Here is a 24,067-nt window from a genome sequence, read left to right as displayed (position 1 = left end):
ATCTCTAGACCATGCTGTCAATCATTGTTGCATGTTAATTTAGAATTCTGCCAGCCTTTTCAAAATTCTCATCCACTCTCCTATGCAATTCCTCCATTTCCGGGGTTTTCAATTCGGGATCCCGTTCCAGAACTTCCTCCGCAGCTTTTTGTGCTTCTTTCAGCAACTGCATATCTGTCATCAAATCTCCTGCATGCATTTGCGGCAATCCATGCTGACGGGTTCCAAGAAATTCTCCTGGTCCCCGCAATTCTAAATCCTTTTCGGCAATTTTAAATCCATCCTCTGTCTCGCACATAATCTTCATTCGTTCCCGCGCAACAGAGCCACCGCTGCTGCAAAACAAAATACAGTAAGACTGCCATGTTCCGCGTCCTACTCGTCCACGAAGCTGATGCAGCTGTGAGAGGCCAAATCTCTCTGCATTTTCTATCACCATCACGCTGGCATTGGGAACATCTACTCCAACTTCAATGACTGTCGTTGCAACCAGTGCTTCAATCTCACCCTTTGCAAAACGGTTCATCACATCTTCTTTTTCCGCCGTCTTCATCCGTCCGTGGAGCGCTTCAATTTTTCTTCCTCTAAATGCGCCGCTGCGCATATATTTTAAATATTCATCCACAGCATTTGCTTCAATCACCTCAGATTCTTCCACCAACGGACATATAAAATATGCTTGTCTTCCGCTGTTCATCTGGTTAAGAACAAACTGTTCCACTCGACTGCGTTTGCTTTCCCCCACTGCATAGGTTTCAATTTTTTTTCGTCCTGCCGGAAGTTCATCAATAATTGAAATATCCAAATCTCCATACAGGATTAAAGACAAAGTTCGCGGAATTGGGGTGGCCGTCATAACCAATGTATGAATTTTATCGCTTTTCCCCGAAAGCGCAGTTCTCTGGCGCACTCCAAACCGATGTTGTTCATCTGTTACTGCTAGCCCTAGGCGGTAAAAAGCAACGGTGTCGGTAATTAATGCATGCGTTCCTACCACGACACCTGCCGTTCCGTCTGCAATCATTTGCAGATTCTCGCTACGCTCTACCTGTTTTTGCCCGCCGCTTAAAAATGCGACGGTAATGTTCCACGGGGCAAACAACTTTTTTAAATTTTCGTAATGCTGCTTTGCAAGTATTTCTGTAGGTGCCATCATGGCGGCTTGAAATCCAGAACGCACAGCAGCAAACATGACAGCAGCAGCCACAACCGTTTTTCCCGAACCCACATCCCCTTGCACCAAACGATTCATAGGTATCTCTCGGCGCAGATCGGCACTGATCTCGTTAATGACCCGTTTCTGTGCATTGGTCAACGCAAAAGGAAGACCTTTTGCAAAATCTGCAATACATTTCACATTTTCAAAGCAAGGTGCAGACCCCATCTTACGCTGGGATTTTGCCGCCACAATCCCGGTTTGAAGAATCAAAAACTCTTCAAACGCCAGCCGCCGCCGGGCATCACAAAAATGCTCTAAACTTTCCGGAGCATGAATCTGTCGTATTGCTTCCTCTTCCGACATCAAATGATATTTCTTTTGAAGGCAAAGCGGAACTGCATCCGGTATCGGCTCAGAAAGCAAAGTAAGCGCATTCTGAACAGCATTGCGGATATCTCTCTGGCTCAATCCTGCCGTGCATGGATAAACCGGAAGAATTTTTCCAGTTCTGTTCCCGGCCTTGTCTGATACCTCCAGAACAGGATTAATCATTTCCGGAAGAAATCCACGAAAGTTCACCTTTCCAAACAGTACAAATTCTTCCGCACTCTGCAAAGTCTTTTTGATATATGCTGCATGAAACCACATGACCTTCAGCACACCGGTACCATCCGTTACAGAAGCCTGTATCACTTGTGCGCCGTTTCTGGCGCGAAAATTCCGGATTCCTCCTGCAAGCGACACCTGCACACAAACACTGTCTCCTTCTTCCAGATTTTCAACCGTGCAGATACGGGTGCGATCTTCATAGGTTCTGGGTAAATGCAGAAGCAAATCATGTATAGTAAACACGCCAAGCTTATGAAACAGCTCGGCGCGTTTTTCTCCTATTCCTTTTAAATAACGAATACTGTCTTTCAGTTTCATTTTATTCCACCGCAACAAAATAATAATATACCGGCTGACCACCGTAAATCAGAGAAATATCCAGATATTCATACTTATCAGCCAGCAGTTTTTCTAATGCTTCTGCCGTCTTCCTGTCAACATCCTTACCATAATAGATGGTAATCATACCACTATCTTCATCGATCATACCGTGCACCAATTCCTGTGTGACCTCATTAATATCTTTGCCTATCTTTTGAATTTTTCCGCCTAACATGCCCATAATATCCCCTTTATGAATTTCAAACCCATCAATAGCGGAATTTCTGGCAGCAAAGGTAATCTGACCGCATTTTACAGTATCAATCACCGCAAGCATGGCTTTTTCATTTTCTTCTATATCTGCTTCTTCGTCAAATGCCAACATAGCAGAAATACCTTGAGGAATATTTTTGGTGGGGATCACAATTACTTTCTGAGGCGTCAGCTCATCCACCTGCTCTGCGGCCAAAATAATATTTTTATTGTTTGGAAAGATAAACACCGTCTGCGCTCCTGTACGCTGCACTGCATTTAAAAGATCCTGCGTGCTGGGATTCATAGTCTGTCCGCCTTCCACAACCACATCAATACCCACACTGCGGAAAACCTCATCCAAGCCATCCCCTGCCGAAACCGCCACAAACCCTGTTTGCTTTTGAGGTTTAGCCTGTTTCTGTTCCATTTTTCCAATTCTCTCTTCATGTTGATATTTCATGTTGTCAATTTTCAGATTGGTCAATTCACCCAATTTCAGTGCTTGTTCAATAACAAATCCGGGATGGTTGGTGTGAATATGTACCTTCACGACCTCCTCATCCTCAATCACAAGCATACAGTCGCCTTTAGAGCGAATGGCTGCATTAAATTGCGCTGTCTGCCTTTCCGGTGTTTTATGAATCAAAAATTCTGTACAATAGAGAAATTTAATTTCTTCATCCGGTATTTTCGTAGTTTGCCCAGCCAAAAGCTGCTGTGCAGCTGCCTCGCTACTCAATGCCACTGGATGGCCGTTTAAAGCCGCTACGGCGCCTTCCATAAGCGTTACAACGCCCATTCCTCCAGCATCCACTACGCCGGCCTGCTTCAGTACAGGCAAGATTTCAGGAGTTTGATCCAAGCTCTCTTTCGCCGCCTGAAGCAGGGCGTTTAAAAATTCCACCGGATTTGAAAAATTTTGAACATGTTCCTCTGCGAATTCAGCGGTTTGCCGCACTACTGTTAAAATAGTTCCTTCCGTGGGCTTCATCACAGCGCGGTATGCTGTATCCCGGCTTTCACAAATTGCTGCAGCAATTTCTGCGCTTCCTATCTTGGAATGTCCATGCAGCGCAGCAGCAAGACCGCGTAGAATTTGGGACAATATTACACCAGAATTTCCTCTGGCATTTCGCAAAGAGGACTTTGCCAAAACATCCAATATCTCTCCAGCAGTCGCATCCTTATGAGAAGAGAGTGCTTCTTCAGCCGCTGCACCAAATGTCATTCCCATATTGGTTCCTGTATCTCCATCTGGAACAGGAAACACATTTAAATCATTAATATGTTTACGGTTATTTTGTAAATGATTTGAAGCAGATGCAATCATCTGCCGAATTTCTTCGCTGCGTATCACTTCCACAATATTTCCTCCTTCTGGCAAGCCGTTCTGCCCGTTTCTTTCTACCGGTGCACGCGAATGCTCTCCACATTAACGGTTACAGAACGCACCTCCAGCCCCGTCATTTCCTCCACCTGATATTTCACGCTGTTTTTCACAATATCTCCTACTGTCCCGATATTTACACCATATTCCATAATTACATACAATGCGATGTACAACGCATTTTCAACAACTTTAATTTTAATACCTCGGTCCATACTTTCCTTTTTAAGTAAACTGGCAAGGCCATCCTTACTATTTCTAGTGGCCATTCCCACCACGCCATAGCACTTGGTTGCCGCATAACCTGCCAGCTTTGCAATGACATTATTGGAAATCCGAATTACTCCACGTTCATTTTTCACTTCAGCAGACATTGATTATCTCCTCCTCTAAATGACTGATTGCGGCGCCTGCCTTGGCCGCATATTCCACATCCCTGTTGTGACAGGTAAATAATATAATCTGACGTTTTAATGAAATCTGTTTTAAAAGTGTAATTGCTGCCTCTGCCCGCGCATCATCATAGGCAATTAAAAAATCATCCAAAAACAGCGGCTCATTTCCTTGCCCTATTAAACTGCCAAGAGCAAGTCGGAGCGCTAAATACAGCTGCTGACGAGTACCAAAGCTAAAATACTCCGATGAATAAAGTCCTGTATTCTGCGGCGAAATCTGAATTCGATATTCTTCCGAGACACGTGTTTCATGATACTTTCCTACTGTAAGTATATCCAAATATTGATTCACTTTTGCATTAATCTGAGGAGTAAAGTCAGATTTTCTTCTACGGACGGTATCCGTGAATACCTCCTGGGCCATTTCAACAGCACGCAGCAGCTTTTTTTGTTCTGCAATATCTTCATCTAAAAACCGCAGGCATGATTCAATGTCTGCTGGTCTTTGTTGATTTTGAAATGCAAAATCTATTTTCGTTTTCAAATCACTAATATTCACGACCATATCGGTCTTTGACTGCTGGAGCTGTTCTATGCGCCCTGCAATATTTTTCCGCAGCAAACTAGAATCGTTTTTTAAAAGAGCTTTAGCTTCTTCAGCATCTTTTCGAAGTGCTTCCTCATCTTCCATTTCCAGCAAAGTACAACGGGCGTTATGAAAGCTTTCTGCTTCCAAAATCGCTTTTCTGCATTTCTCCATTCCACAGCGCAGTTCAGATGCGCTCCCACATCCATATGGACGAAGTATATTTTCCAGACGCACGCCGCACTCTTCCTTTTCCCTCCGCATTTTATCCATTTCGGCTTCGCAGGCATAATATTTTCGCATAGCATCCAAGTTATGCTGCTTACAACGAAAATACCACCAGACCCCGATCCATGCGAACATAATGCTAATTACGACTGTCCCGCCAGCGGCTGCCAAATGCTGAAGAATGGCCAGTACCACAGCTAGGGCAAAAACGATGAATCCAACCGCCATAAAAAAGAGACCAATCCATAATTTTCCTCTTTCTTCTGCAGCAGTTTTCTCTGCTCTCTCTTTATCATACCCTATCTGTACGTTTTGGTCAAGAGTTTTTATTCGTCTTTCTTGTTCTTCTGCCTGCAAAACCATCTGTTCCTCTAATCCAACAAATTTTTCATATTCCTCCCGGCTTTTTGCTTCGGTTTCTCGTTGCTGAAGTATCTCTGCCTGCTTCCATTTTTGAAGCCGTATTTCCAAATTTTTCAGTCGTTCCTGCGCCTTGCTTTCCAGTGTTAATTCTTCCATCTCCTTTTCAATTTCACAAAGCCGGTCTTGCGCAACTTTCAATTCCCTTTCTGCGGCTTCCCTTTTATCCGTATCATTTTGGATCTGTTTCAATTTTAGCAGCAAATTATCTTTTTCAGCATACAAATCATCCAGTTTTCCTGGCGTGCTTCGTTTGTCCTTTGCTTTAATCATCCGTTTCTGTTTTTCAAGTAACACAATGGTATGTTCTGCTGAAATTTCTTCATCCCCAGACGAACACAAATTCATCAGTCGACGGTTTAATTCTTCATCCTTCCCCGCAAATAGAACGCCATCTTGACGAATCCAAAAGGTTTTTTCAAATACAGAAACATTAACACCAAACAGTTTTTCTCCTATCGAATCCGCGGTAAACCCAGCCGGAACCTCTCCGGTGTGCAGATCAAAGATCTCCGTTTTGTCCGCTGCTGCCGTTTTTCCAAATCTACGTCTGATTTCCAAATCTCTGTCATCCACATGCAAACGTAAGATACCTTCGGCATTCTTTTCACCCCATGGAATCATTCTTTCTCGCTCTTTTAGCATTTCATCGGCTTTTTTTCGTGTGGCTGCACCAAAAAACATCACTTTCAAAAAAAGCTGAAGGGTAGATTTTCCCGTTTCATTTTCTCCATAAATGACATGCAGCCCAGGCTGAAATTTTAAGGAACAATTTTTAAATTTCCCAAAGCGAATCAAAACCGCCTCCGTTAAGCAAACCATACTATCGTTCCTCCATTGCCCGCAATCCGATTTCTATAGCCAAAAATCCTATTTCCTGCTCCTCTTTCGGCATATTCTTCATTTTTTCCAGCATATCCCGTACAAATGCGCCCCGCAAAGTGGGTTCCTCTGCGATCTCCTGCAAAGAATAAGCAGGCCGGGTTCGATTCAAAATATTAAAATAAAATGCACTGTCTTTCAGCTGATCTTCCAGCAATTCAGGTTGAATCAAATTTTGATCCAGCTTTCCCGTTAAGATAATTCGAAAAATATCATCTGTACTGCCTTTTTCTTTCATTTTATTTCTTACGGTTTCCAAAACATGAATCCGATCTTCAGCCATACTTACATCAACGGTAATTTCCCAAAAACTACGCCGGTTCACTGGAATCCATTCTGCCGTTACTCTTCCTTTGGAAATTTCACCTGCAATGAATCCCTTCCGGCCTGTTTCATCAAACCCTCTGCCTTCTGGGATTCCAGGATATGCATAAAATGTATCTCCAGCTCTTTGAATACCGCTGTATTGATGGATATGTCCCAGTGCTGCATATTCTACTCCACTACGTTCCAGATCGTCTTTTAATATAGGCCCATACATACTTTCCCCGGAGGCAATGACATCACCATGAAGGACAAGAACGTTACTCCAATTTTCTTTCTTCTCCAAAACAGTCAGTATCGGTCGTGGTTCATGCTCTTCGCGAAAACTACGTCCATGTACACGTAAATTCCACTGGGGCAAATCAACGTATTCCATTTCAGTAGAAAAAATATGAACATTTTTACCCCATTGCAATGTGTGGTAAATGGAATTTTCGGTAAATGGATCATGATTGCCCGCTGCAATAAAGATCAATGTATGAGGCATATTTGAAAAACATCGCTTTAAAAACGCAATCGTATCACCAGAAACCAATTCACTGTCAAAAATATCCCCGCTGAGAAAAAAAAGATCTGCCTCTGACGCCCGCTGCGCAATTTTCTGAAAAGTCTGCAGCATTTCCTGACGGCGCAGTTCTGCCTGTCTCTGCGTAAATCTGGCAGAAAAAGGAGTGTCCAAATGGAGATCTGCTGTATGAACAAACGATGGCATAACAATACCTCCTCTTATTCCAACTGTTTTGGGAAGCAAGAAAGGACGTCAAAAAACGTCCTTTTTCTTCCTATTCTTCCGAATCTTCCGGCATCTCCCAAGTATGATAAACATTTTGTACATCATCGTTTTCTTCCAGCATGTCAATAAGTTTTTCCATTTTCTTTACTGATTCCGGATCTTCTAAAACTGTCGTAGTCTGAGGAATATAGTTAATTTCCGCTTGAACAAAAGAATACCCTGATTTCTCCAGTGCTTCACGCACCGCGCTAAACGATTCCGGCGCAGTCAAAATTTCATAACAATCGTCTTCCACATTAAAATCATCTGCTCCGGCCTCCAAAGCGTCCATCATCAGCGCATCTTCATCTATGCCATCGCCTTTTTCCACCACCAGCACGCCTTTTCTATCAAACATAAAACTTACACAGCCATTTTGTCCAAGATTTCCGCCATTCTTATCAAAAAAATGCCGAAGATCACCGGCAGTTCTGTTTTTGTTATCCGTAAGTGTTTCTACAATCACGGCAATTCCGCTGGGGCCATAGCCTTCATAAACCATTTCAAAGTACTCATTGGTGCTGCCTTCGCCTGATGCTTTCTTAATGCTGCGCTGAATGGTATCATTTGGCATGTTGTTTGCCTTCGCTTTGGCAATCACATCTCTTAACTTGGAATTGGAATCCGGATCCGGTCCTCCTTCTTTCACGGCGACCATAAGTTCTCTGCCCAATTTGGTAAATATCTTACCCCTTTTTGCATCAATGGCACCTTTTTTCCTTTTGATAGTTGCCCACTTGGAATGTCCTGACATAAATGTAAAACCTCCTAAACTCTTTACTCTCTGTATTCTGTCCCGAAACCGGGACGCCAAAGCAGGAGGGGAAAATTCCCCCTCCCGCATGGAATCAAGACTGCCTTCTGTTATTCGCTTTTTGCTTTTTCCTCAACGATAAGCTCTTTTAATCCAGCTGCCAGACCCGCAAGTCCTTGAATCTCTGAAGGAATAATAATTTTGGTTGCTTTGCCATCTGCCGCTTTCGCAAATGCCTCTAAGCTCTTGATAGCAATGACCTGCTGTGTGGGACTTGCTTCATTGAGCATCCGTAATCCTTCCGCTGTTGCTTTTTGTACTTCTAAAATTGCCTGTGCCTCACCTTCTGCAATACGGATCGCAGCTTCTTTTTCGGCTTCTGCCTGTAAAATCTGAGACCGCTTTTCAGCTTCTGCCTGCAAAATTCGAGACTCTTTTTCACCTTCTGCTACCAGCACGGCTGATTTCTTTTCGCCCTCAGCTCTAAGGATCGCCTCCCGACGTTCCCGTTCTGCTTTCATCTGCTTTTCCATGGCCTCACGAATACCTGCTGGAGGAATAATATTTTTCAGCTCAACACGATTGACTTTAATTCCCCAGGGATCCGTAGCCTCATCTAAAATAGAACGCATTTGCGTATTGATCACATCTCTGGAAGTCAAACTTTCATCCAATTCCATATCACCAATAATATTACGCAGCGTAGTTGCTGTTAAATTCTCAATTGCAGACATTGGCATATCCACACCATAAGTATAAAGCTTTGGATCAGTGATTTGGAAATAAACCACAGTATCTATCTGCATGGTAACATTATCCTTAGTAATAACCGGTTGAGGCGGAAAATCTACTACCTGTTCCTTAAGGCTAACCCGCTTTGCTACCCGCTCAATGAGCGGAAGCTTAAAATGAAGTCCTACACCCCATGTAGCATGAAATGCTCCCAGCCGTTCGATGACATAAGAATGGGCCTGGGGAACGATCTTAATACAGGACAACAAGACTAAAATAATAACGATCAAAATCCCTATCAAAAAAATAAACATACATCATTCTCCTTTGATGGAAGATATCAGCTTTACTTATCCGAAACAGCCGTTACCACAGCATGAACACCCTCAATGTGATCCACCAACACTTCCTCGCCACATGCAAAAGACTGTCCATCTTTACCAGAGGCAGACCACACTTGTCCCATGACCTTAATCTGTCCCTTGTTTTCGACCGAATCAATTTTGCGAATCACAACCCCTTTTTGTCCAAAAAGCCTGTCCGCATTGGTACGGATACGTTTTCCGTGGCGGAACTTTCTGCTGAGCGGGGCAGTCAAAATCAGCAATACAACCGAAACAACCGCAAAGACCAAAATCTGTACCATAATGCTGGCATTCAGCGCGGCCGCTACCGCCGCCGCAACCGCTGCCACAGCCATCCAGATGCAAACCAGTGCAACCGTCAGGCCTTCGATAATTCCAAGAACCACCGCTGTTACCAGCCATACAATTACTGCGCCTGCCATAAACTCACCTTATTTCTCCATCCTTACCGTTTAATAAGCCCGTTTATATCCTCCGCTACGCTTGCCTTCATTGCTTCGCTTCAAATCCTGAAATTTTTCATCACTGTCCTGCTTAAATTTCTGGAGCATATCATCAAAACTCATATCCCCCGTACGTTTCCGGACAAATTCAAACTCTTCCGGTGGCTGTTTTGGGCCACTATTCTGCGCCGCGCGTCTTTCCGAACGTTTCTTCTGCGCACCTCTACGTTCTTCCCTTTTGCCGCTTTCCGTCTCAGTCTGTTTAATAGAAAGGCTGATTTTGCCTTTATCCATCCCAATGACTTTTACTTTTACTTTCTGTCCCTCTTTTAAATGCTGTTTAATGTCGCTGACATACTCAGAGGCAATTTCAGAAATATGTACCAATCCGGTTTTTCCGTTTTCCAATTCAACAAAAGCACCGAATGCCGCTATCCCTGTAACCTTGCCTTCTACAATAGAACCAACTTCAATTTGCATGCTTCTCCATAATCCTTCCCAGAGGAAAATCCTCCTATGTAAATTTAATCATTCTTCTCACTAATCAGGAACCCTAGCTCCCCATTTCTTTTGGTCTTTCCTTCAAAGGGTCTAATCCCCTTGATTAGCTTCACTTTTGTTTGCGTCAACAAAGACCCGTTCATTCGGCCGGACCAGTCCAAGCTTTTCACGCGCGATCTGTTCTAAATACTCCGGATCATTTAAATGATCTAATTGCTGCTGCAGCTCCTCTGTCTGTTGGTTTGCAGCGCTGATTTTTTCCTCCAGAGCATTAATCTCCTTATTTTTACGCGAAATAGTCACCTGCTGCCAAATCATAATATAAACAAAATAGACCGCAAACCCAAATACCAATAAGACTGTCAAAAATCGCCGTAAATTCAGTCTGCGTTTGCTTCCTGAACCGACTCCCGATTTTGCCTGAGAAGGATGTTTCTCCTGCTTTCCATGCAGCACCTTGCTCACGCCAACTCCGCCTTTCTGCAATTATATACAAAGATATATTTTGATTATACTCTAAAGCAGGTATTTTGTCAACGAAAAATTCATTCTTTTCTTAATTTTCCTGGCTTATATTCACCGTGTTTTATTTTTTCGCTGTTGCGGATTTGATAAATACTGTTCTTTATTTTGTTGTTTTTTTCTTTTTTGCTCGGCCAATCTTTTTTTCTTTTCGGCTTTGCGGCATTTTTTTCTCATTTTCCGCCGCTCAAAACGGAGCCGCATTGCTCCCTCTGCTTTCTGTGCACTTTGCCTAGTATACCATCCCACAACAACAAATGGTTTTTTTATGATACGATAAACCAAACGTAATGGCAATAAAACCATTTTTAATATCCAGGTCAAGATATTGATAAAAATGCCACAGAATCGGATCATAGCATTTGTAATAAAATCTCGAAAAATACATCGATAAATAATAAATCCTGCCACTGTACCTAAAAATCCTTGCCAGCGAAGCTGCCCGCCATTTTTATAAAAAGCCATCCAAAATAAAATAATTCCCGCAAACAGAAAAAAAAGAATATCTTCTGTATTAACAGAAAATCCTGAACCTCCTGCCATTTTTCTCACTGCCCGCAGGACATCATAGAGCAGCGCTAAAACGGATCCAGCCAGCAGCGACCATAAAAAATACGCTATGCCGATATGATAGGACAGTTCCATAATGATGCCCCCTTTATCTGCATATATTTACTGAAATAATCGCGAAAAAAATCCTCCCTGGTTTGACGTTTCTCTGGTTTGGCTGTATTTAATTTCATCGATTTCTCCTTCAATGACCAACTGCCCATCCTCCACATTTAATTTATGGATTCTAAACTCACTGCCAATCACCGTCATTGTTCCCATAGAGGTATAAACCACCACCTTTTCTTCATCGAAACTTTCTACGTCTTCCACCTCCGTAATTGTAAGTTTTTCCCGGTTTTCCATGGTAATAAAATGTCTTTTTTCTTCTTCCATATTCATACCTCCAAAAATATTTCATAGTCCATATCTATTCTGCAATCGCCTATTTTATGAACAACCTTCTACTTTGCATAAAAATAGGGATCCCCGAAGGAATCCCAAAACTGCTAGCATTACCTCTGAATCAAAATGTCATTTTACTGCTGCTCACTGAGTACAGTTAAGAATCGCATCAACATTGCAGCGCCTTCTGCACGGCTGCAATCCATACCCGGGTACAATCTGCCATCATCGCTTCCCTCAAGTATTTTCATATTGCATGCCCATGCAATCGCCTCTTCTGCCCAAGTTGATATAGTTTCCCGGTCTTTGAATTCTTTTAAAATATCACTATCTGCTTCCGTTATTATATTTAGTTTATTTGCCAATCGGTATAACATGACCGCAAAACTTTCCCGGGAAATATAAAGTTCGGGTTCAAATTTTTCGGGAGCAGTTCCCTGGGTTATGCCATTTGCCTCTGCCCAATATACAGCCTCTGCGTACCAGGCATTAGAAACCACATCTTCAAAAATATTTTTTATTTCTGCTGATGGTTCTCCTTCTAAGCGGTAGAGTACCGCCGCAAGCATTGCTCGACTCATAAATTCTTCAGGAGAAAATTTTGTTTCATGCGTTCCTTTAAAGATTTCTCGGTTCGAAACCATCTGGACTGTATCCGCATACCATGCATCCGCTGAAACATCAATAAAACTTTGCTTTTTCTCAGCAATAATTATACTTCCAGATTTTTCAATCCACACACGAAGTCCCTGCGGTGTCACTACCGATTTGCGTATCACTTTTTGTTCATTTTCTTCCAGCAAAAATGCTGCAGAAGCTGCATTGGCCTGGCAAGGTATGGTAATCCAAATACCTTGAAGAGCTTCTGGTATCTGAACTGAAATTTTAACCGCAAGACTTCCATTCTCCTGCTTTGTTATTTCTAATTTGGCCCCAGTTTCTGAATCAGTAACAATGTCTGTAGTGTCATTATCCGTACCGGATCCACCGGAGCCACCTGAACCGCCCGAACCACCAGAACCGCCCGAGCCACCGGAGCCACCTGAACCGCCTGAACCACCAGAACCGCCCGAGCCACCGGAGGATTCTTCATCCGCCTTCGGGACATCGTTCATCGCTTTCCAGCACGCATCCAACACGTTTTGCACCTCATCTTTAGAAACGGCTTTTTCCACAGCCTCGATACCATCCTGAAAAGCCCAAAGCAGTGCTGCTTTGCCCTGTTCGGAATATAAAGTAAGGTCAAAAGCTTCATAAGCTGTTCTCAATGCTGTAGCTGCCCCTTGTTTTTCTTCCGACAATGCTTTTCGTTCATTTAATCGCTCAAACACCTTTGCATCAATCCATTTTTTTTGATTTTCACTAAAAGCTTCATACTGGGTCATCCAATTTTGATATACACTCATTTCGGATGACGTTACCTGCTCCATTGGTTTGGTAGCTGCATCACCAAGCTGTACAATCCAATCTGCCGCTTGCTTTAACTCGATTAATTTGCTGGAGGTTTCTTCCAAGCGCTTCACCACAGCACCACAGACCTCCTCTAGATCTTCAGGCCGGGTCAAATCTGAATATTGATATAATCCTTCTCCTTCCAACTCCTTTAAAGCCAAAAGAGCCTGTTCTGATGTCCACGTGCCATTGCTTTCATTTAAAGAATCAGAAACCAACATACTTAATACCATACTGTGAGATGTCTGCCACCCCTGCAATACCTCATCTACTCTTTGGGTTTTAGTAATAACTTTTTCCATTTGACGAATTCCTGTTTCACAATATAAATTCATCATAAACGAGTCATCAGAGTTTTGTATATCATCTAATGCCGAAGCATATGCTTCTGACAAAACTTCCCAATCTTGTGAAGTGTAATTTTCTGATGCAAACTGTCGAAATGCAGTTTCCAATCGCTCTAAATACGGTTTTTGAATTTCTGATATCGGTGTTCGCCAAATAGCATATAAAGTAACTGTTTCACCTTCCTCTGCTGTCAAATTATAAACCACACTTTGATCTGTATACTGTACTTTTCCTTCAGGACTGCGCGACCATCCTGCAAATTCCAATCCTTCTCTCTCAAAGGTACAGGGCGGTAAAGTAAAACTTCTGTTATAGACTGCACTCTGCTCCGGCATTTCTGAAGTCTCTGTACCGCCATTTGGATCAAAAGCAATTTTATATTGAATTGGCTGCCATTGTGCATAAAGCGTAACTCTGCTTCCCTGCGTCTTTCCTGCCAGATTATGAACCGTTTGCTGATCCGTATAGGAATCGCCAAAACCGCCAGAAACTGTATTCCAAGTACTAAAATTGTGCCCATATCGAGTAAAAGTACACTGAGGAAGCGTAAATTCCTGATCATAAACGGCAGCAATGGAAGACATATTGCCGCTTCCATTATTTCCGGAAAAATAAACAGTATATTGATTGGGCATACGTTTTCCATAAAGCACCTGCCCATTTGCCTGAAATTCTCCTTCTACTCTCTGTCCTCCAAGACTGTCAAAATACCATTCAACCAAATCATATCCTTGTTGAGGGTTCTGCTGCGCATAATCTTCCGGGCGCATAATTAATTTATTTTGCACTGGCAAGTGGATTTCCGTTAAATCATTTTCGCGAATTACTAAACCCTGATCCTCTAAATTTTGATTTTGACTGGCATCCAATGCTTGCAAATGATTTACATCTGCATATAAAAACTTTAATTCCGATAAAGCCTGAATGTCTAAAGAGGTTAGTTGATTGCTGGATGTATCAATGCTTTCCAGCTTAATGCAATCGTTTAGATCAAGCTGTTTGAGCAAATTATTTCTACTGTACAGACTAATCAAAGAGTTACAACTTGCAAGATTTAATTCTTCTAAATAATTGCTTTCACAGTTTAACACGGTAAGCTGAGAGTTACCGGAAAGATCTAAAGAATTTAATTTATTAAAGCTGCAATTTAAGCTGTTTAAAAGCGTATTACTAACCAGGTTTAATTCACGGATCTGATTATAACTGCAATATAATCCTGTTAACTGCGTATTTTGATCTACATGCAATTCCTGAAGATTATTACGACTGCACCTTAAGGTAGTAAGAGCAGAAAATATCTCTATTCCCTTTAAATCTTCAATTGCCAAGCCCGACACATCAATACTTTTAATTTTTTCAATTTCTTCCAAAGTTAAAATCGCATCTGTGCCGGCACCATCTAAATTATTTCGGTTTAAAATCCATTCCCGAAAACGGGCATCTGGAAAATTCGTTTCATTCACCTGCACTTCTTGCAATAATTGTTGCTTTTTTGTATCAGCGGTTGCTCCAGACGGAAACGCCGCAAGCAAAAAACCAATAAAAATTGCTGTAAAGCGAAAGAAATATCTTTTCATTGTTTTTCTCCTTCATCTTAAATTCATTTTTCTACATAAATTAGTTTGCAACTTTTCTTCTCAGATATTCCATTCTTCTGCTTTATTGGGCAGTAAGTTTCTTTTTTCCTTTCTTACCATAAATTTTTACATAAAAAACCTGTCTGTATTTAAGCAGCAAACAGACAGGTTTTCTTCATTTTATGTAAACATTTTTTTCAGGAATGGCCGCAAATTTCCAGCCAAATACAGTGAACCACATATACATACAATTCCATTTTTTTCGGCCATTTTTAGGGCTTTTAAAACAGCTTTTTCAGGATCAGTGACAGGAATAGCCCGTACCCCGTATTTTTCAAAAGCAAAAGCCAGATTTTGGGCATGACAGCATCGCGGCATATCAATTTGCGTGGTGATCGCTCCAGCGGCAATTTCGGCAAAAATTTCTGCGCAGTGTATATAATCCTTATCCTCCATCATTGCTGTACAAAAATACACCGGTTTCTTAAGCTGCCGCAAGGATTCACATAACTTTTCAGCCGCCTGCGGATTGTGTCCCCCATCCAATATAATATTTCCCCCAAATCTTTCAAATCTTGCGACATGCTTTGTCTCTGCAAGTCCTCGCCGAAGTGCCTCTTCCGATATAATAAACCCTTGCTTACGAAGCTGTTGTACGGCTTCTATAACCACCGCAGCATTTTCTGCCTGAAAAGTTCCCTCCAGGCCTAATTGATATATATGGCCGCCGTAAAGCACCTTTTCATCTTCCCATTCCGGCATTGCTGCAAAAAAAAGCGGGACATTTTTTTCATCCGCATATTGTCTAATAACGCGGCATACCTCTACCTCTTGTCCCGGAGAAGAAACTACCGGGCATCCAGGCTTAAAAATACCACATTTTTCCGCTGTAATTTTTTCAATTGTATCCCCAAGATACTGCGTATGATCAAGCCCTATCGCAGTCAGTACAGTCACCAGATTTTTGGAAATCACATTGGTGGCATCTAAACGCCCTCCAAGACCGGTTTCCAGCACAACCAAATCACATTTCTCTTTTGCAAAATAACAAAATGCCACCGCTGTATCCAAAGCAAATTCTGAAACTTCTGTTTTTTCTTTCTCGATCACATTTCGAATGCCAGTTACAATCTCGGACAGTTCTGTGTCAGAAATCTGCTGATCTCCAATACGAATTCTTTCATTAAATCGTTCAATATAAGGTGAAGTAAATAATCCAGTTTTAAATCCAGCACAGGATAAAATTTTTGCCAGCATAGCAGCAACGGAACCTTTGCCATTGGTTCCTGCAATATGAATAAAGCGCAGTTCATCCTGTGGGTTTCCCAAACATTCTAGAAGGCGGCGCAACATCGTATTGCCCAATTTCCGGCTAAATTTTGGCATAGCGTGAATATAAGCAATGGTTTCTTTATAATCCATATCATTCCCTCGGTTTTCTCTGATTTCCTTATTAGTATAGCACAAATTTTTCAAAAAGCAACTAACTTCCTTTCGGCAACAACCGGAATGTTACAATCATGTTAAAATTCCAATATGAGTTTTGTGCAATGTTAAAATTTTTATATAAATTATCAATTATTCAATATTGATTTTCAAAACAAAGTGATTACAATCTATAGAAGAACTGTAACATAACTACGTGAGGAGGGAAGTAGGTATGAAAACAGTAAAATTTCTATTTGGTCTTTTGAAAGGGCAGCGCGTTCGCTACTACACTGCTATTGCCTTAGGAGTAGTGATTTCACTGATTCCGCTCACCAACAACTACCTGGTCAAGGTCATTGTCGATGATGTCATTGTCGCAGGCCGAAATAATTTGTTAATACCCATTTTAATTGCTCTTTTTTGTCTGACACTGGCAAGGGTAAGCATTTGGTATTATGTCCATTATGTCATTGAACGTACCGGTCAGAAAATCATGCTTGATGTCCGGAATCAAGGGTTTAAAAAACTGCTTTCCATGGAATTCAGTTTTTTTGACAAAACCAGGACCGGAGATCTTATGACACGTATGACCGCCGATGTAGATTTTATCCGGCATTTTTTCTCTCATGTATTTTATACACTTATTGAGCAATCCGTATTTTTTCTGGGCGCCCTTTGCTTTATGATGACGGCGGCAGATGTCAGTTTTCTTGTCATGGCCGCCATCGTTATGCCACTGGCAATATACATGGCAGTCAAACTGGCTTTTAGTGTGAAACCCAGATACCGAAAAGTTCGGGAACTCCGTGCTGTGCTGAATACAGTTGCCCAGGAAAACATTGAAGCAAACCGAGTCGTCCGGGCTTTTGTCCGGGAAGATCTGGAACGGGAAAAAATGCGCATCGCAAGTGAAAACTTTAAACTGGAACAATTTAACGTAAACCGTATTTGGCGCCGTTACATGCCATTTCTTTCAAACATTCAAATGCTTTTTACCATTTATAATATTGTAGTCGGCGGCATTCTGGTTATGACAGGCAAAATGTCTATGGGCGATCTTGTCATGTTTAACGGCATGGTCTGGATGATAACCGGACCTTTAACGCAATACGGATTTCTTGCTAACGATGTGGCAAACTGTCTGGCCTCAACTGACAAACTCATTGATCTCTTAAACACCGATACTGAAATTAAACCAGTCAAAGCCGCACCAATCAAAAAACGCATTGATGGAAACATTGATTTCATTAGTGTCAGCTTCGGCTATGACGGAGCAGAACACGCACTGCACGATGCGACCTTCCATGTCAAAGCCGGGGAAACCATCGGATTGATTGGATCCGCCGGCTCCGGAAAATCCACCATCATTAATTTGATCAGCCGGTTTTATGATGTAGATCACGGGGTTATCCTCATTGACGGCGAAGACATCAAAAACATTGATTTGGATACTTTAAGAGGCAGTATCGCTGTGGCACAGCAGGATGTTTTTCTATTTTCCAACACAATTCGTGAAAACATCGCCTTTGGTACTAGCTGGGCGACGGATAAAGATATCATTAAAGCCGCGAAAGCAGCGAAAGCACATGATTTTATTATGGAACTGCCAGAAGGCTATGACACCATTGTAGGCGAACGCGGCGTCGGTTTGTCCGGCGGACAGAAACAACGGCTAACGCTTGCACGGGCTTTACTTCACAATCCTTCTATTCTGGTACTGGACGATACAACTTCAGCATTGGATGCAGAAACCGAACGAGATATTCAGTGGAACCTTTCTGAACTGTTTGGAAACAAGACAGTATTTATTATTTCCCAGAGGATTTCCTCTGTAAAAGATTGTGACCAGATTCTGGTTTTGGAGAATGGAGATATAACCGAGCGAGGAAAGCATCAAGATCTGGTAAACGCTGGCGGATACTATTCCCGAGTCTTCCGACATCAATTCAGTGAACTTGCAGACGCACAGAAAGGCGGTGAACCTGCATGGCAAAAGTAAATACATACGACAGCGATGAAGACCTGAAAATCCACATGAGCAAGGAGCAACTTCATCGTGCGGTCAGCTATATTAAACCATATAAAAAGGAATTTATCCTAACCATTGGAATCATGTTACTTGCTACAGTTACATCTATGTCAACACCGTATCTATTTCAGATCGCACTGGATCAGAAAATTCCAAACAAAGATGTAAAAGGGCTTATTTTCATCGGGATCCTTTGTTTTGTCATTTTTATTTTTTCCATCTGGGCACAAAGCGCACGGTCAAAATTGATGAATTATGTGGGTCACAGCATTATTCATGACTTGCGCTGTGATATGTTCGGACATCTGCAGGAACTTCCGGTCACATATTTTGACACCCGTCCTCACGGCAAAATTCTAGTTCGGGTTGTCAACTATATCAATTCTTTGGCCGACATGTTTTCCAACGGTCTGGTCAATGCACTGATGGAAATGGTATCTTTGTTTGTTATTCTCGGATTCATGTTTGCCATCAATGTAAAACTGACCTTAATTTCGCTGATTGGCTTTCCACTTTTGGTATTCTTTATTATTAAACTGAAAGCCATTCACCGCCGGGCATGGCAGGCATACAGCGACAAAAATTCCAATTTAAACGCATATCTTCACGAAAGCATTAACGGAGTTCGTATCACACAGGCATTTGTTAAAGAGCGTTCCAACAGCCGTATTTTTTCCCGCTTGTCCAGCGATACACTACGGGCATGGATGCGTGCAAAACTGATTGAATTTTCTATCTGGCCTACCTCAACCATCATTTCAGAGCTGAGTGTCATTGTGATTTATTTTATTGGTGCAGCCGCCATCGCCCGCGAAGAACTTAGTGTCGGTGTCATTATCGCAATTATAAGCTATATCTGGCGTTTCTGGACACCAATTAACAACATGAGTAACATTTACAATCAAATTATGACCAATATGGCATATCTGGAACGCATCTTTGAGGTAATCGAGGAAGACACTGTAATCAAGGATGCGCCCAACGCCACTGTGATGCCGGACGTAAAAGGTGATGTTGCCTTTGAGCACGTCACTTTTGGATATGAGGAAGGCGAAAATATTTTAGAAAATCTTTCCTTTTCCTATCCTGCTGGAACGATGGTGGCTCTAGTGGGACAGACAGGAGCCGGAAAATCTACGGTTGCCAATTTACTGGGAAGATATTATGACATCCAAAGCGGAAGAATCACCATTGACGGTATTGATATCAAAAGTGTTACCATCAAATCCCTTCGGGAACAGCTTGGCTTTATGTTACAGGACAGTTTTGTGTTTAGCGGAACGATTATGGAAAATATTCGATACGGGCGACTGGAGGCCACAGACGAAGAAGTCATTGCCGCGGCCAAAGCAGTCAATGCCCATGACTTTATTTCAGAGCTTCCAAACGGATATCAAACCGCTGTCAGCGAACGCGGAAGCATGCTTTCCGCCGGCCAGCGCCAGCTGATTTCTTTGGCACGCGCCATGCTGAAAAACCCCAGAGTTCTGGTTCTGGATGAAGCCACCTCCAGCATTGACACCGAAACAGAAATCAAAATCATGGAGGGTATTGCCGCAATTTTAAAAAACCGCACCTCTTTTGTGATTGCCCACCGCCTTTCCACCATTAAATCTGCAGATGTTATTTTGGTCATTGGCAACAAGGGAATTATAGAAAAAGGTTCTCATGAAGAACTTCTGGCACTGGATGGAGAATATGCAAAGCTATATAAAACCCAAACCTCCCTTGCAAACTAAAATATGCCCATTCTCAAAACCTGGAAAACCCTGGGCTGAAAATTCCCCATCCTTTATTGATATGGATGGGGAATTTTTAATGAATTCTTAAGCAAAATATTTTACGTTTTCTGATTGACTTCTTGCATTCGAGGAAGCGGACAATGCATTGCGGCATCCGCTTCATTCCATTTCACCGTGTATCCGGCTCCATGAGAACAGAAAACAGAATCCGGCGTATTCTCTACATCTCTTTCCCGTTCATAATGGAATCGTTCTATAACCTCTTCAGAATTATGACATGGAACATATCCGCCGAATTCCATAGACAGATGTCCTCTTCCCTTTGTAATTTCTGCCAATTCCGTGCTGTACTGCATAAATTCAGAAGCGGGTGCCGTTCCAGTGATAACAGCTTCCTCCCCTGCTATCTCCGGAGACTGAAAATCACCACAATATTTTTGAATGTCCGACATGATTCTTCCAATGCACTCTGATGGACAGGCAATACGAAATTGATATATAGGTTCTAAAACTCTGCATTTTGCTTTGAAAAGGCCTTGGCGAATTGCCCTATATACCGCCTCGCGGAAATCTCCTCCTTCAGTATGCTTCAAATGCGCCCGACCCGTCAAAAGCACTACCTTTACGTCTGTTAAAGGCATTCCAGTCAAAACACCTTTATGGACTTTTTCATAGATATGTGTGCGAATCAAATTTTGATAAGAAACATCCAAAACATCCACAGAGCACCGGCTTTCAAAAACAATCCCGCTTCCTGCCGGGGCGGGTTCGAGCAGTAATCGCACTTCGGCATAGTGCCGAAGAGGCTCAAAATGTCCGGAACCAATCACAGGCTCTGTAATGGTTTCATAATAAAGTACTTCCGGCGCTTCGAATTCAATTTTCATTCCAAAACGAGTTTCCATTAACTCTTTTAAAATTTCCATCTGCACTGTTCCCATCAAGCAAACCCTCAACTGATTGAGGGTAGCATCATATTCCACCGAAAGCATTGGTTCTTCATCTTCCAAGATTTTCAAATAGGAGAGCAGTGTTTGAACGGGAACCGCTGCACTGCACCGCACACGAGAAAACAGAACCGGACGAAAATGCCAATTTTCTTCTCCTGAATTTTTACCTATATATTGTCCGCATTTAACGCTCAAACCCGTAACAGCACATAGTTCTCCTGCTTCAGACCGTGAAATGCTTACCGCTTTATTTCCCCGAAAACGATACATCTCATGCACTTTTTCATCTCGATTCCGTGAAAGAATTTTATCTTTCACCTGCAGTGTACCGGACAATATTTTCAAAAAAGCAAGGCGATTTTTCCCGTCATTTCGTATTTTATATACAAACGCGGAAAAATCATCGTCCTTGTTTTCTATTACGGAGGGCTGTGCCAATAAATGAAATGCCCCCAAAAAACTTTCTACCCCAGCCCCATTCAAGGCCGAGCCATAAAACACGGGGAAAATTTCTCCTGCACAAAACAATTTCTGTGCCGCACTCAAATACTCTTCCTCTTCAGCAGAACCAATCAAATATTTTTCCAGCAATATTTCGTCTCGTTCTGCCAGAAATTCTGCCGTAGGCGCTGTCCATACAGCTGCATTTTCACACATTTTAAATGCATTTTTACTCAATCTGTTTTTTATATCCTCAAAAACTTTTTCCACATCCGCCCCTTCACGATCCATTTTATTCACAAAAATCGCTGTTGGAATATGGAATTGACGCAATACGTTCCACAAAGCCAAAGTATGTCCCTGAATTCCCTCTACGCCGCTGATCACCAAAATCGCAAAATCCAAAACCTTAAGGCACCGTTCTGTCTCGGCAGCAAAATCTGTATGTCCTGGTGTATCCAGCAAGGTATAAGTATCACCGCCATAAGAAAATAAAGCCTGATCCGAAAAAATAGTAATGCCGCGTTCTTTTTCAATGTAATGACTATCAAGCAGCGTATCACCATGATCCACTCTTCCTGCCTTGCGGAGTGCTCCGTTTAGAAATAACAGCCGCTCCGACAAAGTGGTTTTTCCCGCATCAACATGCGCTGTAATACCAATGATTTTATTCATATATTCTTCCTCTATACCTTATCCAAATTTATAATAATATTATACGTATAGGGCTGTCTTTTGTCAAACAGGAAGTACAGTAAAAAGGATAAAAATCTTTTAAAAATGGCATAAAGGAAACAAGCACACAATATACTGGTATAAAATGAAGTACGAATTTTGAGGAGGATGTGTATGGATAGCTACAATAATATTTATCGAGATATTGCCAATCGAACACAAGGCGATATCTACATCGGGGTTGTAGGTCCCGTTCGTACCGGCAAGTCAACATTCATAAAAAAATTTATGGACCTGGTTGTACTGCCCAGAATGGATAACGACTTTAAACGCGCCCGAGCAATGGATGAACTTCCGCAAAGTGCTGGCGGCCGCACCATTATGACAACAGAACCTAAATTTATTCCAAATGAAGCGGTTGAAATTTCAGTGGGAGATTCTACCAGCTTTAAAATGCGTATGATCGACTGCGTAGGTTATATTGTAGAAGGAGCCAGAGGGTATATCGAAGATGAAATGCCTAGAATGGTCATGAGCCCATGGGCGGATGAGCCCATTCCTTTTGCAGAAGCCGCCGAAATTGGTACAAGAAAGGTCATTGCAGACCATTCCACCGTAGGCATTGTCGTTACAACTGACGGCAGTATCACGGAAATTGATCGAAGCGACTACCAAGACGCCGAATCTCGCGTTATTCGAGAACTGCAGGAACTAAATAAACCATTTGTGGTAGTATTAAACAGTACGCAGCCTAACTCCGCACAAGCTCAAAAATGCTGTCAGGAGATAAAAGAAAAATTTGGCGTTACCGTTATTCCTTTAAATTGTATGGAAGCAAGCGAACAGGATATTGACCTGGTTATGCAGCAAATTCTGTACGAATTTCCATTAAAAGAAGTTGGAATTGATATTCCAAGCTGGATTTTAACGCTTCCTTCCGGCAATCCACTTCGTTCAGGCCTTTGTGATGCTGTTTTTCAAGCATCAGAAAACATGATAAAAATTTCAGATCTGATGCACCTTCCTGACAAACTTCAGGAATGCGAATATGTCAACCGAGCCGATGTTGCTCGCATTGACGCAGGAGAAGGCACAGCAGAAATTCATATTATGATACCAGAAAAACTATTTTATGAAACAGTAAAAACTCAGTCTGGTTTTGATATAAATGACAAAGAAGCCCTCTTACAACTCATGTGCAAGCTTGCTGAAATGAAAAAAGAATATGATAAAATTGCGCCTGCCTTAACAGCGGTAAAACAAAAGGGATATGGAATTGTGACTCCTTCGCTTGAAGAATTGACCCTGGAAGAACCGGAAATTGTAAAACAAGGTAGCCGGTTTGGCGTTCGCTTAAAAGCAAGCGCTCCTTCCATCCATATGATCCGAGCTGATATTGAAACAGAGGTTAGTCCAATTGTAGGTACCGAACGTCAGTCGGAAGAATTGGTTCATTATTTGCTTAATGAATTTGAAAATGATACCAAAAAAATATGGGAATCCAATATTTTTGGAAAATCCTTGCATGAACTTGTTAACGAAGGGCTTCATAACAAACTTTACCGTATGCCTGATGATGCCCAAATGAAGCTGCAAGAGACACTGCAAAAGATCATTAACGAAGGCAGCGGCGGTATGATCTGTATTATTTTATAATTTATTTTACATCCTCCGGATAGAAATGAACTATTGGACTGCCCCAATTTGTGCGGACAGTACAAAAACGCCCTTGATGGTAGGATAAATTAAAGATTTAAGCAATATACTGACTTCGTTTTTCAAGCGGAGTCAGTTTTGTTTTTATTTGTATTCTTTC

General features: G+C 42.0%; 18 protein-coding genes. 3 read left to right on the top strand and 15 right to left on the bottom strand.

Annotated features, from left to right (window positions below):
- Positions 1–34: 34 nt before the first annotated feature.
- The 14 genes from recG to INF28_RS07255 form a co-directional block, all read right to left on the bottom strand.
- On the bottom strand, positions 35–2,086 hold the full coding sequence (gene recG, locus INF28_RS07320; protein WP_226392815.1) for an ATP-dependent DNA helicase RecG: 2,052 nt from the start codon (positions 2,084–2,086) through the stop codon (positions 35–37).
- Position 2,087: 1 nt separating this feature from the next.
- On the bottom strand, positions 2,088–3,707 hold the full coding sequence (locus INF28_RS07315) for a DAK2 domain-containing protein (protein ID WP_226392814.1): 1,620 nt from the start codon (positions 3,705–3,707) through the stop codon (positions 2,088–2,090).
- 41 nt (positions 3,708–3,748) lie between these two features.
- Positions 3,749–4,105 carry an Asp23/Gls24 family envelope stress response protein gene (locus tag INF28_RS07310; protein ID WP_226392813.1) on the bottom strand — a complete coding sequence of 119 codons (357 nt, stop codon included), beginning with the start codon at positions 4,103–4,105 and terminating at the stop codon, positions 3,749–3,751.
- Positions 4,095–6,182 (bottom strand): ATP-binding protein, encoded by a 2,088-nt coding sequence (locus INF28_RS07305; protein WP_226392812.1) that lies wholly within the window; start codon positions 6,180–6,182, stop codon positions 4,095–4,097. The genes INF28_RS07310 and INF28_RS07305 overlap by 11 nt, the downstream gene beginning before the upstream one ends.
- Position 6,183: 1 nt before the next feature.
- On the bottom strand, positions 6,184–7,278 hold the full coding sequence (locus tag INF28_RS07300) for a metallophosphoesterase family protein (protein WP_226392811.1): 1,095 nt from the start codon (positions 7,276–7,278) through the stop codon (positions 6,184–6,186).
- A gap of 70 nt (positions 7,279–7,348) precedes the next feature.
- The gene (locus INF28_RS07295; protein ID WP_226392810.1) at positions 7,349–8,092 is read right to left on the bottom strand and encodes a YebC/PmpR family DNA-binding transcriptional regulator; all 744 of its coding nucleotides are present in this window, start codon (positions 8,090–8,092) and stop codon (positions 7,349–7,351) included.
- Positions 8,093–8,202: 110 nt separating this feature from the next.
- Positions 8,203–9,138: an SPFH domain-containing protein gene (locus tag INF28_RS07290; RefSeq protein WP_226392809.1), complete on the bottom strand. Its 936-nt coding sequence runs from the start codon at positions 9,136–9,138 to the stop codon at positions 8,203–8,205.
- A 32-nt stretch (positions 9,139–9,170) separates the two neighbouring features.
- A complete protein-coding gene (locus tag INF28_RS07285; protein ID WP_226392808.1) occupies positions 9,171–9,611 on the bottom strand; it encodes an NfeD family protein in 441 nt (146 codons plus the stop codon).
- A gap of 30 nt (positions 9,612–9,641) precedes the next feature.
- Positions 9,642–10,112: a S1 RNA-binding domain-containing protein gene (locus INF28_RS07280; protein ID WP_226392807.1), complete on the bottom strand. Its 471-nt coding sequence runs from the start codon at positions 10,110–10,112 to the stop codon at positions 9,642–9,644.
- Between the two features lie 111 nt (positions 10,113–10,223).
- Positions 10,224–10,598: an FtsB family cell division protein gene (locus INF28_RS07275; protein WP_226392806.1), complete on the bottom strand. Its 375-nt coding sequence runs from the start codon at positions 10,596–10,598 to the stop codon at positions 10,224–10,226.
- A gap of 111 nt (positions 10,599–10,709) precedes the next feature.
- Positions 10,710–11,300: a spore cortex biosynthesis protein YabQ gene (yabQ, locus tag INF28_RS07270; RefSeq protein ID WP_226392805.1), complete on the bottom strand. Its 591-nt coding sequence runs from the start codon at positions 11,298–11,300 to the stop codon at positions 10,710–10,712.
- A 27-nt stretch (positions 11,301–11,327) separates the two neighbouring features.
- The gene (gene yabP / locus INF28_RS07265) at positions 11,328–11,600 is read right to left on the bottom strand and encodes a sporulation protein YabP (protein ID WP_226392804.1); all 273 of its coding nucleotides are present in this window, start codon (positions 11,598–11,600) and stop codon (positions 11,328–11,330) included.
- A gap of 143 nt (positions 11,601–11,743) precedes the next feature.
- Positions 11,744–14,986 carry an S-layer homology domain-containing protein gene (locus INF28_RS07260; protein ID WP_226392803.1) on the bottom strand — a complete coding sequence of 1,081 codons (3,243 nt, stop codon included), beginning with the start codon at positions 14,984–14,986 and terminating at the stop codon, positions 11,744–11,746.
- A gap of 180 nt (positions 14,987–15,166) precedes the next feature.
- Entirely contained in the window at positions 15,167–16,408 is a 1,242-nt protein-coding gene (locus INF28_RS07255; protein WP_226392802.1) for a bifunctional folylpolyglutamate synthase/dihydrofolate synthase, read from the bottom strand.
- Between the two features lie 238 nt (positions 16,409–16,646).
- On the opposite strand from INF28_RS07255, the gene INF28_RS07250 reads away from it, so the two are divergent.
- Positions 16,647–18,413: an ABC transporter ATP-binding protein gene (locus INF28_RS07250; RefSeq protein WP_226392801.1), complete on the top strand. Its 1,767-nt coding sequence runs from the start codon at positions 16,647–16,649 to the stop codon at positions 18,411–18,413.
- Positions 18,401–20,182: an ABC transporter ATP-binding protein gene (locus INF28_RS07245; RefSeq protein ID WP_226392800.1), complete on the top strand. Its 1,782-nt coding sequence runs from the start codon at positions 18,401–18,403 to the stop codon at positions 20,180–20,182. Before INF28_RS07250 ends, INF28_RS07245 begins: the two co-directional genes overlap by 13 nt.
- A gap of 101 nt (positions 20,183–20,283) precedes the next feature.
- Here the strand turns inward: INF28_RS07245 and INF28_RS07240 are convergent, their stop codons facing one another.
- Positions 20,284–22,251, bottom strand: coding sequence for a GTP-binding protein (locus tag INF28_RS07240; protein ID WP_226392799.1), 1,968 nt, complete (start codon positions 22,249–22,251; stop codon positions 20,284–20,286).
- 174 nt (positions 22,252–22,425) lie between these two features.
- Here INF28_RS07240 and spoIVA point away from each other — a divergent pair, with 174 nt between their 5' ends.
- Positions 22,426–23,907, top strand: coding sequence for a stage IV sporulation protein A (gene spoIVA, locus INF28_RS07235; protein ID WP_226392798.1), 1,482 nt, complete (start codon positions 22,426–22,428; stop codon positions 23,905–23,907).
- The last annotated feature ends 160 nt before the right edge of the window (positions 23,908–24,067 follow it).

It is taken from the genome of Ructibacterium gallinarum (assembly GCF_014982785.1).
Classification (GTDB): Bacteria; Bacillota; Clostridia; order Monoglobales; family Monoglobaceae; genus Ructibacterium; species Ructibacterium gallinarum.
The sequence above is the reverse complement of the archived record's forward strand: the minus strand, read 5'-3'. Positions and strand labels throughout refer to the sequence as shown.